Genomic DNA, 11,546 nt, shown 5'->3' with positions numbered 1-11,546 from the left:
GCGGCGGCCGGAACCGGTCGGCGGCCCGCGTACGTCCATGCCGGGCATGGGACAACGTACGCAGGCCGCCGCGGGATGTCTGACCGCCGCCCTCGGGGCCGGCGCGGGACTCGCGGTGTGGGCCGTCGGTGTCCGGGGGCGGTTCCGGCGGTTCGAGGCGGCCCCGGACTGGAGCGTGCTCTACGCCGAACTGCCGCTGGCGATCCTCGGCGGGGTCGCCGCCGCCCTGACGGCCTGGGCCCTGCTCCGGCGTCTCAGACCACGACGCTGAGGCCCTCCAGCCCCCTGATCACGAAGTTCGGCTTGCGCACCGGCTCCGCGGCGAGCCGCAGCGTCGGCGCCCTCTCCAGCAGCGCCCCCATCGACGCCGCCAGTTCGATGCGGGCCAGCGGTGCGCCGATGCAGTAGTGGATGCCGGCGCTGAAGGAGATGTGGGGGTTGTCGGTGCGGGTGAGGTCGAGGGCCGACGGGTTCTCGAACACCGCCGGGTCGTGGTTCGCGGAGCCGAACAGCATCGCGATCTCCGCGCCCCGTGGAATCGTCGTGCCGTCGATCTCGACATCGTCCAGGACCCAGCGTTCGAAGAGCTGGAGCGGGGTGTCGTAGCGCATCAGCTCCTCGATCGCGGACGGGATCAGCGTGTGGTCCGCGCGCAGCAGCTCCAGCTGGGCCTCGTTGCGGAACAGCGCGTACCAGCCGTTGACCGTGGCGTTCACCGTGGCCTCGTGACCGGCGTTGAGCAGCAGGACACAGGTGGAGATCATCTCCTGCTCGGTGAGCCGGTCGCCCTCGTCGTGGGCCTCGATGAGCCCGGAGACGAGGTCGTCGCCGGGCTCCTTGCGGCGCGCCGCGATCAGCTCGCGCAGATAGCCGGAGAACTCGGCCGACGCGCGGACCGCCCTGGCCGCGGTGTCCTTCGACGGGTTCAGCTCGTACATCCCGCAGATGTCCGCCGACCAGGGGCGCAGCGGGCCCCGGTCGGACTCCGGGATGCCGAGCATCTCGGCGATCACCGCGACGGGGAGGGGCTCGGCGACGTCCGTCAGCAGGTCGCCGCCGCCCGCCGCGACGAGCGAGGACACCAGGTCGTCGGCCAGGGCGCGCACGTACGGCTTCAGCCCCTCCACCGTGCGCGGGGTGAACGCCTTCGACACCAGGCGGCGGATCCGGGTGTGGTCCGGCGGCTCCAGGTCGAGCATCCCGTGGTCGTTCAGCGTGTGGAACGGCTCGTGCTCCGGCGGGGGCGCCGTACGGCCGAACTCCTCGTGCGTGAACCGGTGCCGGTACGTCCGCCCGAGGCGCCGGTCGCGCAGCAGGGCCGAGACGTCCGCGTGGTGCGCGACGAGCCACTGGTTCGTGGGCTCGAAGTACCGCACGCGGCCCTGGGCGCGCAGGTCGGCGTAAGCGGGGTACGGGTCGGCGATGAACGCCGGGTCCCACGGGTCGAAGCCGAGGTCGGAGACAGCTGCCATGAACGGACGCTAGCCCGGCACCCCCCTCTCTGACCAGGGGCGGCGCCCCCGGGTCACCCCGGGGTCACCAGCCGCGCCTCGTAGGCGAACACCGCCGCCTGTGTCCGGTCCCTGAGCCCCAGCTTCACCAGGATCCGGCTGACGTGCGTCTTGATCGTCGACTCGGCGACCACCAGCCGCTCCGCGATCTCCGAGTTCGACAGCCCCTGCGCGATGAGCACCAGCACCTCCGTCTCCCGGTCGGTGAGATCCCCGTAGGCCGCCTGCGCGGAGGGCATCAGGGGCGGCTTCTCGGAGAGCTTGGAGAACTCGGTGATCAGCCGCCTGGTCACCGACGGCGCCAGCAGCGCCTCCCCCGACGCCACCACACGCACCCCGTCGGCCAGCTGACGAGCCGAGGCGTCCTTGAGGAGGAAGCCGGAGGCACCCGCGCGCAGCGCCTGGTACACGTACTCGTCGAGGTCGAACGTGGTGAGCACCAGCACCTTGGCCGCGCCGTCGGCGGCGACGATCTCGCGGGTCGCCTCGATGCCGTTCAGCTCTGGCATGCGGATGTCCATCAGCACCACGTCCGGGGCGAGCTCGCGGACCCTGGCGACGGCCTCCCGGCCGTTCACCGCCTCGCCGACGACCTCAATGTCCGGCATCGCGTTCAGCAGGACCGAGAAGCCCTCGCGCACCATCATCTGGTCGTCCGCGATCAGCACCCGGATGGTCATGACCCGCCCTCGTCCGGCAGGGCGACCGGCAGGAACACCGCCACCTCGTAGCCTCCCTCGTCCGTACGGCCCGCTGTCATCTCGCCGTCCAGCATCGACACCCGCTCCCGCATGCCCGTGATGCCGTGCCCCGCGCCGGGAGAGGGCTTGATCAGGCTCGGGTTCGGCGGCGGGCCGTTGACGATGCGCAGACCCAGACCGCCGAGCACGTACCCGATCTCCACCCGGGCGGTCGCGCCCGGCGCGTGCCGCAGGGAGTTGCTCAGTGCCTCCTGCACGATCCGGTACGCCGACAGCTCCACGCCCTGCGGCAGCTCGCGCACCGCGCCGGTCACCACCTTGTCGACGCCCAGTCCGGCTTCCCGCACGTTGGCCAGCAGCCTCTCCAGGTCGGCGAGCGTCGGCTGCGGGGCGTCCGGGGCCTCGTAGTCCTCGGCGCGGACGACGCCCAGGACGCGGCGCAGTTCGGTCAGGGCCGCCACCGCGTTCTCCCGGATCGTGGCGAACGCCTTCTCCAGCTCCGGCGGCGGGTTGTCGACCCGGTAGGGCGCGGCCTCCGCCTGGATGGCGACCACCGACATGTGGTGCGCGACCACGTCGTGCAGCTCGCGGGCGATGGTCGTGCGCTCCTCCAGCAGGGTGCGGCGGGAGCGCTCGTGCGCGGTGACCGTCTGCTGGGCGGTGACCTCCTGCTCGGCGTTGCGGCGGATGTGCCAGACGGTGACGCTGAGCAGGATCAGCGCCGAGAGGATCAGCATGGCGCCGGAGTTGCTGCCGTACACGTCGTACGGGCCGATGCCGCTGTCCGCGACTACGGCGTACAGCGCCGTCAGCACCCACATCCACCCGGCCGTGCGCGGCCTGGTGCGCATCGCGACCACCGTCAGCACGGTCAGATGGCCGGCGAAACTGCCGGCCGCCCATGGCCATTCGAACCAGCGGCCGCCGAGCACGGCCACCACCGGGGTGGAGACCATGGACGCCCAGAACGCCCCGACCGGCCGCACCATGGTCAGCAGTACCGGTATCGCGCAGAACAGACCCATCAGCGCGGCGGGTCCACCGGAGTCGACGGTGGCGAGTGCCGTGGAGATCAGGGCCGCCGTGACGATCAGGGCGTGCGGCATCCAGGCCGCGTACTCCCGCGTTCGCCCCGGCAGCCGCCGGACGAAGCGCCCGTCCGTGCGCCGGCCCGGCAGCGGCCGGTAGGCGAAGGCGTCGTGGATGAGGTCCTGGCGCAGTCCGCGCAGGGAGTCCACCGCCACCCGGTACTCCGGGCTGCGGGGCCCGGCCCCGTCCCCCGGCGGCATCGTCTGTGTGTGAGTCGTCTCGGTCACGTACAGAACGGTAAGCGCGTCCCGGCCCCCGGTCGTCCCCAGTGAGAGGGGTTCCACAGCGTCCCCCTCAGGTACTACGGGCAGTCGCCGCGCCGTCCCTCAGTACCCCGACGGCCGCACCAGCCCCGACTCGTAGGCGAACACCGCCGCCTGGGTGCGGTCCCTGAGGCCCAGCTTCACCAGGATCCTGCCGACGTGGGTCTTCACCGTCTGCTCGGCCACGAACAGGTGCCGGGCGATCTCCGCGTTCGACAGGCCCTGCGCGATCAGCGACAGCACCTCCGTCTCCCGCTCCGTCAGATCCCCGACGCGTTCCTTCAGGGGGGCGCGGGGCTTGCCGTCGAGCCGGGAGAACTCGGCGATCAGCTTGCGGGTGATGACCGGGGCCAGCAGCGCCTCCCCGGCCGCGACCACCCGGACCGCCTCGGCGAGCTGCTCGGACGAGGCGTCCTTCAGCAGGAACCCGGAGGCTCCGGCGCGCAGCGCGTCGTACACGTACTCGTCGAGGTCGAAGGTGGTGAGGACCAGCACCCTGATGTCCGGGTGGGCGGCGATGATGCGCTCGGTCGCCTCGATGCCGCCGATGCCGGGCATGCGGATGTCCATCAGGACGACGTCCGGCGCGAGCTCCGCGGCCAGGGCGATGCCGCCCTCACCGTTCTTCGCGTCGCCGACGACCTCCATGTCGGGCTGGATGCCGAGCAGCACGGTGAAGCCCTGCCGGACCATCGCCTGGTCGTCGACGATCAGAACCCGGATGGGTTCGCCGGTACCGCTCGTCATGAGGTCCTTCTCCGGGAGGCGGTGGGTGGGTGGGTGCCCGCGGTGTCGGCGGGCGGGGTGTCCGGGAGGAAGGCCGTGACCTTGAAGCCGTCCCAGTGCCACGGGTGGGCCGTCATCGTGCCGCCGAGCATCGCGACCCGCTCCCGCATGCCGAGCAGACCGTGTCCCGCGCCGGTCGACGGCGGGGGCGGCCCGGTGGGGCGGCCGTTGACGATCTCCACCTCCAGGCCGTCCGGCTCGTAGGCGAGACGGACCGTTATCCTCGCGCCGGGCGCGTGCCGCAGGGCGTTGCTCAGCGCCTCCTGCACGATCCTGTACGCCGACAGCTCCACGCCGGGCGGCAGCGGACGCCGCTCGCCCCTGATGTCGGTGACGACCTCGCGGCCGACGGCCCGGGTGTTCTCCACCAGCGCGTCGAGCCGGTCGAGCGTGGGCTGCGGGGCATGCGGAGAGGTCTCGTCACCCGCGTCGGCGAACGGCTCCCCCGGCCCGGGGTGCTCCGAGCGCAGCACGCCCAGTACGCGGCGCAGTTCGATCAGGGCCTCCAGGGCGTTCTGGCGGATGCCCGCGAGGTTCTCCCTGAGCTCGTCGGGCGGGTTCTCCACGAGGTGCGGGGCGACCTGTGCCTGGATGGAGATGACCGACATGTGGTGGGCGACCACGTCGTGCAGCTCCCGCGCGATGCGGCTGCGCTCCTCCAGCAGGGTGCGGCGGGTGCGTTCCTCGGCGGTGAGGGTGGTCTGTTCGACGAGCTGCGCGCGGGCCTCGCGTCGGCCGCGCAGGGCGGTGCCGACTATCACGACGACCGTGAACAGGGAGACCGCGAGCACACCGGTGGTGTCGTACGGCTCCTCGGCCCCCAGGCTCTCCACGACGTAGGTGAGGAGCCAGGTCACCGCCAGGGCGGCCACCGCCGCGCGGGTCGGCACCCGCAGGGCGAGCAGCAGCAGCACGAACAGCTCGGCGATGATCCCGGCCGCGGTCCAGGGCCAGGTGTAGGTCTCCAGGTCGAAGCCCATGCGGGTGCGCACCGTGACGGCGCCCAGGGTGAACAGGCCCAGGGACAGCCACCAGGCCGGCACCGGGCGCCACAGCCCCAGCACCACGGCGCCGCCTTGCCCGGCCGCGATCAGCAGAGCGAGTCCGGGACCGAGATGCCCGTTGTCCGCCATGTCACCCGTGCCGCCGAGCGTGATGCCGAAGGCGGCCAGGCACACCAGTCCGTGCGGCAGCCAGCGCAGCCAGGTGGAGGGCGGCAGCGGATCGGCCCGGACGGTCCACAGGTCCTCGCGCACGCCCCGCAGCCAGCCTTTGACGCGCGCTCGCGGCGCGCGGCCCACCCCCGTGTCCGTCACGCGGCCCAGCCTAGACATGACGCGCCTCCGTCGCCGGGTTCCGGTCGGACGGACGGTGCGCCCGCACCACCCGCGACCCGCGGCCCCGGCCCTCGCCGCTCAGCCCCTTGCCACCGCTCAGCCGCTCGGCGCCGCTCGGCCGCTCGGCGCCATTGACCTCGAAGGAGCGGAAGGCCACCCAGCAGACCGCGAGGGCGAGCAGGAACACGGGCAGCCACAGCAGCCGGTGCCCCACCCAGGCCAGGCCGTCGGGCGGCGTGTGCAGTCCGGGCAGCCGGCCCGCGAGGAGGCCGGTGGCGGTCGTCGCCATCAGGGCCGTCTGGTGCCAGAGGAAGACGGTCATCGCCGTCAGGTTGACGAGTGCCACCGCCGCCCACGCCGCGGGCCGGCGCATCGCGTGCCGCAGCCGCTCGCGCAGCAGCAGGGCGCCACCGCACTGGGCCAGGCCGAACGTGACGACGGCCAGGGTAGGCGGATACAGGTTGGAGACGCTCTGGCCGGGGACGCCGACCATCGAGGCCGGATATCCCGCCCACGCGACGAGTCCCGCGGTCGCCGCCGCACCGCCGACGAGGAGGATCCAGCCTGCGCGACGGCGCTCCAGCTCACCCCGGGTCCAGGCAGCGCCCAGGGCGAAGGGCACCGCCCAGCCGGCCGCCACGTTCACCCAGCCGAGCCAGGCGGGGCCACCGAGGCCGAAGCGCAGCAGGTCCACGTGGAGTACGACGGCCAGCGGCCAGAGCGGGTTGAGCCGGGCGAGCAGCGGAGTGGCCGCCGTCAGGCCGGCGAACACCAGGAGGAACCACAGGGGGGACAGGGCCAGTTTCACCAGTGTGCGGACCGTGCCGTACTCGGTGCCCGACAGCAGCAGCGCGACGGCGGCGACCGTCCACAGGCCGAGGACGGCGGCGACCGGCTTGGACAGCCGGACCAGCCGGGCCGTCAGCCACTGGCGGTACGGGACCGAGCGGGCCCGGGCCGAGGCGTGACTGCGGGTGGCGACATGGCCGCCCACCAGGAAGAACACGGCGAGGGTCTGGAACATCCAGGAGACGGGTGCCAGCCACGGCATGTGCTGCAGCGGGCTCGCCGTGCGCAGGGTGCGGCCGTCGGACACCAGGGCCGTGACGAGCCAGTGCCCGAGGACGACGCCGAGGACCGCGGCGGCCCGCAGGGCGTCCACGGCCCGGTCGCGGCCGGGCGGGGTGGCCGCACCGACCCGGACGGCGCCTCGGTGCGCTCGCTGCCGGAGGGCGCGTACGCCGATGTCAGTCATGGGTCACCGCCTTGGTCTCGCCCAGGACGATCCGGGCCAGGTTGGTCAGGGAGGTCGAGCCGGGCTCGAAGTACGTGCTGTGGCGGGCGTCGCCCGCCGCGAAGACCCGGGCGCCGAAGGCCGGGGTGACGGGGTCGGTGCCGAAGCCGACGCCGGTGCCGAACAGGTCCACGCTGAGATGCGGTACGTGCTCCACCCAGTCGTCACCGCCCCGGGCCGCCCAGACACGGGCCCGGGTGTGCAGGCCGGTGACGGAGTCCGCGCCGGTGCCGGGGCTGCCGACGAGCGCGATGTCGTCGACGGCGAGCCCGGCGGCGGAACGGCCGCAGACGACCGAGCCGTACGAGTGGCACAGCAGCGAGATACGGGGCCGGGGGCCTGCGACGGCCCGCAGGTCGGCGACGAGCGCCCGCAGGTACGGAGCCGCTTCCTGTGCCCTGCCGGTCGTCGTGACCGTCGTGCTGACCGTGCCCGGCGTCTCGTAGCCCAGCCAGGCCACGACCGCGGTGCGGGTGCCCGCCGGGGCCTGCCGGGCGAGCTGCCGGTGCAGGGCGGCTGCCGCCGCGCGGAACCGGCCGTAGGTGTCGAGGCTGGTGTCGGAGCCGGGGACCAGGACGGCGACGCGGTCGGCCCGGGCGAGGTCGCCGAGGACCTCTGTCACCCGGCCGGATCCGCGGCCGTCGAAGTGCAGCAAGTGTCTTTTCGGCGAGGCCAGACGACGGTCCGTCGCGGCGCGGTCCCGGTCGTGATGGGCCGCCGCCATGCGGGCCGCCTCGGCGGCGTTGGCCCGGTTGGCCGCGTAGGCCTCGCCGAGCGTCGCAGCGCGCAGGGGTGCGAGCAGGGCGGGAGCCGGGGCGGGGGTCTGTGGCCGCACGGCCGCGGAGAGCGGGAGCACCACCGCCCCCGTCACGAGCGCGGCGAGCGTGGCCCGGCACCATCGGCCGGCCCTCCGCCGGCGACCGGAGCGGCGCATGCCGTCATCACGGCCGTCATCACGGCCGTCGGCACGGCGGTACTTCGGCGCGGACCCCATGGTCGTCCCCCTCCAGCGCACCCGGCCATCGGGTCTGCGTGAAAGGGAAGTTACGGAGCGGGAGACCTCGCCCGCGTCCCGCCCGGGAACTCACCTGCGGCGTAGCTCTCAGGTACTACGGGTACGACCAGGGGACCGCTCCCACGGGTCCTGCGGACCGTCTCAGGACGCTGTCACGAAGCCGCGCGCAGCGCATCGCGCCTGCCGCGCAGCGCACCGCTCACGCCCCGCAGCTCACCGCTCACGCCCCGCAGCTCACCGCTCACGCCGCGCAGCTCACCGCTCACGCCCCGCAGCTCACCGCTCACGCCGCGCAGCTCACCGCTCATGCCGCGCAGCTCACCGCTCATGCCGCCCGGCGCACCGCTCACCAGGCCAGTTGGGCGATCTCCTCCACGACGACCGCGCACGCGTCCGCCGCCGGGTCGATCAGCGGGAAGTGCCCGACGTCCTCCAGCAGCGTCACCCCCACCATCTCCCCGGCCTTCGCCGCCGCTTCCGCGTACGACTCCGCGACCGCATGCGGCACGTCCAGATCCGCACGGCCCTGGACGAGGGTGGTGGCGATCCCGGTGGGCAGCAGCAGCGCCGGGTCGGCGTACGGCTGCCGCTCGGCGAAGTGCTCGTCCCCGCCCAGGAGTTGGCGGGCGGCACCGCCGCACACGTCCAGCTTGTCGGCGATCGCGAGGTCCGCGATCGGGGCGAGGGCGACGACGCCGCGCAGCGACACCGGACTGCCGCTGCGCCAGGGCGAGTCGGCCGGCAGGACGTGCCGGGCGGCACCCCACAGGGCGAGATGCCCGCCCGCCGAGTGACCGGTGAGGACCGTACGGCGCGGGTCGGCCTGCGGCAGAACCTCCCGCACCAGCGCGGGAAGGGCGTCCAGCGCGGCGGCGATGTCGTCGAAGGTGTCGGGCCAGCGGCCCGCGACGGCGTCGCCGTCGCCACCGCGCCGGTACTCGACGCCGGCCACGGCGAACCCGCGGCGGGCGAGGAAGTCCGCGAAGGGTGTGATGTGCCGCCGGTCGTACGGTGCCCGCCAGGCACCGCCGTGCAGCACGACGACGACCGGGGCCGGACCGGGGCCGCCCGCCCGGCGCGGCGCGAAGAAGTCGATCAGCTGGTCGGGGTGGTCGCCGTAGGCCGCGGTGGCGTCGGGGTCGACGGGCGTGTGGGAGAAGGCCGACTCCTCCTCGGCAGCGGCCCGTGCTGCTGCGACGTCGTCCGTCATGCTCCAACCCTCCAGCGAAGAACCGTACGCGGCGGGCCGGTTGAGGGCCGCGCCGTTGGCCGGGACGGTACCAGGCGCGTGACATGCGCCGACATGCAGATGTCACGCTCGGTGAAGTCCGCACGGCCCCCGCGGGGCCGGGGCATCGCCGTGGCGTCCACCACCCTGGCGTCCCGGCCCCGTCGCGCCGCTCAGGCCAGCGTCTGCGCCAGCACCCGCGCCGCGCGCTCCACGTCGGAGAACCCGACGTACAGCGGTGTGAACCCGAAGCGCAGCACGTCCGGCGCCCTGAAGTCGCCGACCACGCCCTGCTCGATCAGCCGCTTCATCACGTCACCGGCGTCGGCACAGCGCAGCGCGATCTGGCTGCCCCGCTCCTCGTGCGCCGACGGCGTCACGCACTCCACCCTGCCCTCGGGCACATACGCCGCCACGCACTCCAGGAAGAAGTCCGTCAGCGCCAGCGACTTGGCCCGCACCGCCTCGACCGACACCCCGTCCCAGACCTCCAGGGCCGCCTCCAGGGCGAGCATGGAGAGGATGTCGGGTGTGCCGACCCGGCCGCGCAGGGCGCCGGGGGCCGGTTCGTAACCGGTGCGCATCCCGAACGGCTCGGCGTGCGAGTTCCAGCCGGGCAGCGGCGAGTCGAAACGGTCCTGCAACTCCCGCCGCACATACAGGTACGCCGGTGAACCGGGCCCCCCGTTCAGGTACTTGTAGGTGCAGCCGACCGCGAGGTCCACGCCGTGCTCGTCCAGTCCGACCGGCAGCGCACCGGCGCTGTGGCACAGGTCCCAGACGGCGACCGCCCCGGCCTCGTGCGCGGCGGCGGTCAGTTTGGGCAGGTCGTGCAGCCGGCCGGTGCGGTAGTCGACGTGGTTGAGCAGGACGGCGGCGGTCCGCTCGCCCAGCGCGCCCGGCACGTCCGCGGGTGCCACGGGACGCAGGGTGCAGCCGGTCATGCGGGCGGCGGACTCGGCGATGTACCCGTCGGTGGGGAAGGTCGTCGCGTCGACGAGGAGCTCGTCACGGCCCTCCCCGGCCATCCGCACCGCGCCCACGAGTGCCTTGAAGACGTTGACGCTGGTGGAGTCGCCCACGACGATCTGCGCGGGCGCCGCACCGACCAGCGGGGCGATCCGGTCGCCGATCCGCTCGGGCGCCGTCCACCAGCCGCTCTCCTCCCAGGACCGGATGCGCAGCTCGCCCCACTGGCGGCGTACGACGTCCTCGACCCGGCCGGGGACCACGGCCGGCAGCGCGCCGAGGGAGTTGCCGTCGAGGTAGACGCCCGCGGCGTCAGCCGCACGATCAGAGCCGGTGTCGAGCACGAACTCCTGGCGTTTGCCGCGCAGTTCGTCGACGGCGTCCAGCTGGTGGGCGCGTTCCGTCAGTTCAGACATAGGACCGGGCCGTCCACAGCTCGGGGAAGACGTTCTTCTGCGCGCGCTTCTCCAGCCAGGCCACCCCGGCGGAGCCGCCCGTGCCGGTCTTGGCGCCCATCGCGCGGCGGGTGGCGACGAGATGGTCGTTGCGCCAGCGCCACACCAGCTCGGCGACGTCGCTCAGCGCCTCGCCCAGCCGGGCGACCTCGTCGCTCTCGTCGCCCGAGTAGACGGCCGTCCAGGCCGCCTCCACCTCCGGCGACGGCTCGTAGCGCTTCGAGACGTCGCGCCGCAGCACGGCCTCCGGGATGTCGTGCCCGCGCCGCGCCAGCAGCCGTACGACCTCGTCGTACAGGCTCGGCTCGTGCAGCGCCTTCTCCAGCTCGGCGTGCACACGCGGTGCGCCCCGGTGCGGGACGAGCATGGACGCGGACTTGTCGCCGAGCAGGAACTCCATGCGCCGGTACATCGCCGACTGGAAGCCGGAGCCCTCGCCGAGAGCGCTGCGGTACGAGTTGAACTGGGCCGGCGTGAGCTGGGCGAGCGGCTTCCAGGAGTGGTTGAGCGCCTCCAGCTCGCGGACGGACCGCTTGAGCGCGGCGACGGCGGTGGGGATGTCGTCACCCCGGAGCGCGCCTGCGGCCGTCTCCCACTCGTGGACGATGACGGTGAACCACAGCTCCATCACCTGGGTCGTCACCAGGAAGACCATCTCTCCGGGATCGTCGGAGAGGGTGTGCTGGAGGTGGGTGAGTACGTCCGCCTTGACGTAGTCCTCGTACGGCGTCGTGCCGTGGAAGTCGAGATGCGGGGTCTCGGGCTCGTGAGCCTCAAGGGACATCGCTGTCTCCTGCGTATTACTCCGGGTAGCGGTCCGCCCCTGCCGAATCCGACACGGGGGCCCCGGTCCCCAGGGGGCATCTTGCGCAATCGTCCTGCGAAACGCAATCGTCCC

Annotated in this window: 12 protein-coding genes; 1 reads left to right on the top strand and 11 read right to left on the bottom strand. The window is 73.3% G+C overall.

All coding sequences use genetic code 11. The annotated features are described in order from the left end of the window. Nucleotides 1-46 precede the first annotated feature (46 nt). Nucleotides 47-271 (top strand): hypothetical protein, encoded by a 225-nt coding sequence (locus tag ACFCXS_RS24490; RefSeq protein ID WP_376645462.1) that lies wholly within the window; start codon nt 47-49, stop codon nt 269-271. On the opposite strand, the gene ACFCXS_RS24485 is transcribed toward ACFCXS_RS24490, so the two are convergent. The 11 genes from ACFCXS_RS24485 to ACFCXS_RS24435 form a co-directional block, all read right to left on the bottom strand. Further along, the gene (locus tag ACFCXS_RS24485; RefSeq protein WP_376645461.1) at nt 255-1,472 is read right to left on the bottom strand and encodes a cytochrome P450; all 1,218 of its coding nucleotides are present in this window, start codon (nt 1,470-1,472) and stop codon (nt 255-257) included. The genes ACFCXS_RS24490 and ACFCXS_RS24485 overlap by 17 nt on opposite strands. A gap of 53 nt (nt 1,473-1,525) precedes the next feature. Then, nucleotides 1,526-2,191 carry a response regulator gene (locus tag ACFCXS_RS24480; RefSeq protein WP_376645460.1) on the bottom strand — a complete coding sequence of 222 codons (666 nt, stop codon included), beginning with the start codon at nt 2,189-2,191 and terminating at the stop codon, nt 1,526-1,528. Further along, on the bottom strand, nt 2,188-3,528 hold the full coding sequence (locus tag ACFCXS_RS24475) for a sensor histidine kinase (protein ID WP_376645459.1): 1,341 nt from the start codon (nt 3,526-3,528) through the stop codon (nt 2,188-2,190). Before ACFCXS_RS24475 ends, ACFCXS_RS24480 begins: the two co-directional genes overlap by 4 nt. Nucleotides 3,529-3,627: 99 nt before the next feature. Further along, nucleotides 3,628-4,311 (bottom strand): response regulator, encoded by a 684-nt coding sequence (locus ACFCXS_RS24470; protein ID WP_376645458.1) that lies wholly within the window; start codon nt 4,309-4,311, stop codon nt 3,628-3,630. Next, nucleotides 4,308-5,684 (bottom strand): sensor histidine kinase, encoded by a 1,377-nt coding sequence (locus tag ACFCXS_RS24465; RefSeq protein WP_376645457.1) that lies wholly within the window; start codon nt 5,682-5,684, stop codon nt 4,308-4,310. Before ACFCXS_RS24465 ends, ACFCXS_RS24470 begins: the two co-directional genes overlap by 4 nt. Next, nucleotides 5,677-6,942, bottom strand: a complete 1,266-nt coding sequence (locus ACFCXS_RS24460; RefSeq protein ID WP_376645456.1) for an acyltransferase — start codon at nt 6,940-6,942, stop codon at nt 5,677-5,679. Before ACFCXS_RS24460 ends, ACFCXS_RS24465 begins: the two co-directional genes overlap by 8 nt. Next, complete coding sequence (locus ACFCXS_RS24455; protein ID WP_376645582.1) at nt 6,935-7,915, bottom strand: alpha/beta hydrolase; 981 nt, start codon at nt 7,913-7,915, stop codon at nt 6,935-6,937. Before ACFCXS_RS24455 ends, ACFCXS_RS24460 begins: the two co-directional genes overlap by 8 nt. A 233-nt stretch (nt 7,916-8,148) precedes the next feature. Further along, a complete protein-coding gene (locus ACFCXS_RS24450; protein ID WP_376645455.1) occupies nt 8,149-8,346 on the bottom strand; it encodes a hypothetical protein in 198 nt (65 codons plus the stop codon). Then, nucleotides 8,343-9,206 carry an alpha/beta hydrolase gene (locus ACFCXS_RS24445; RefSeq protein WP_376645454.1) on the bottom strand — a complete coding sequence of 288 codons (864 nt, stop codon included), beginning with the start codon at nt 9,204-9,206 and terminating at the stop codon, nt 8,343-8,345. The genes ACFCXS_RS24450 and ACFCXS_RS24445 overlap by 4 nt, the downstream gene beginning before the upstream one ends. A 191-nt stretch (nt 9,207-9,397) precedes the next feature. Continuing rightward, nucleotides 9,398-10,609: a kynureninase gene (gene kynU / locus ACFCXS_RS24440; protein WP_376645453.1), complete on the bottom strand. Its 1,212-nt coding sequence runs from the start codon at nt 10,607-10,609 to the stop codon at nt 9,398-9,400. Next, on the bottom strand, nt 10,602-11,432 hold the full coding sequence (locus ACFCXS_RS24435; protein ID WP_376645452.1) for a tryptophan 2,3-dioxygenase family protein: 831 nt from the start codon (nt 11,430-11,432) through the stop codon (nt 10,602-10,604). The genes kynU and ACFCXS_RS24435 overlap by 8 nt, the downstream gene beginning before the upstream one ends. Between the last annotated feature and the right edge of the window lie 114 nt (nt 11,433-11,546).

The sequence above is a fragment of the Streptomyces sp. NPDC056373 genome (genome assembly GCF_042262425.1).
In the GTDB taxonomy this organism is placed as follows: domain Bacteria; phylum Actinomycetota; class Actinomycetes; order Streptomycetales; family Streptomycetaceae; genus Streptomyces.
Note: the sequence above shows the minus strand (reverse complement) of the source record. Positions and strands in the feature narration are given on the sequence as shown.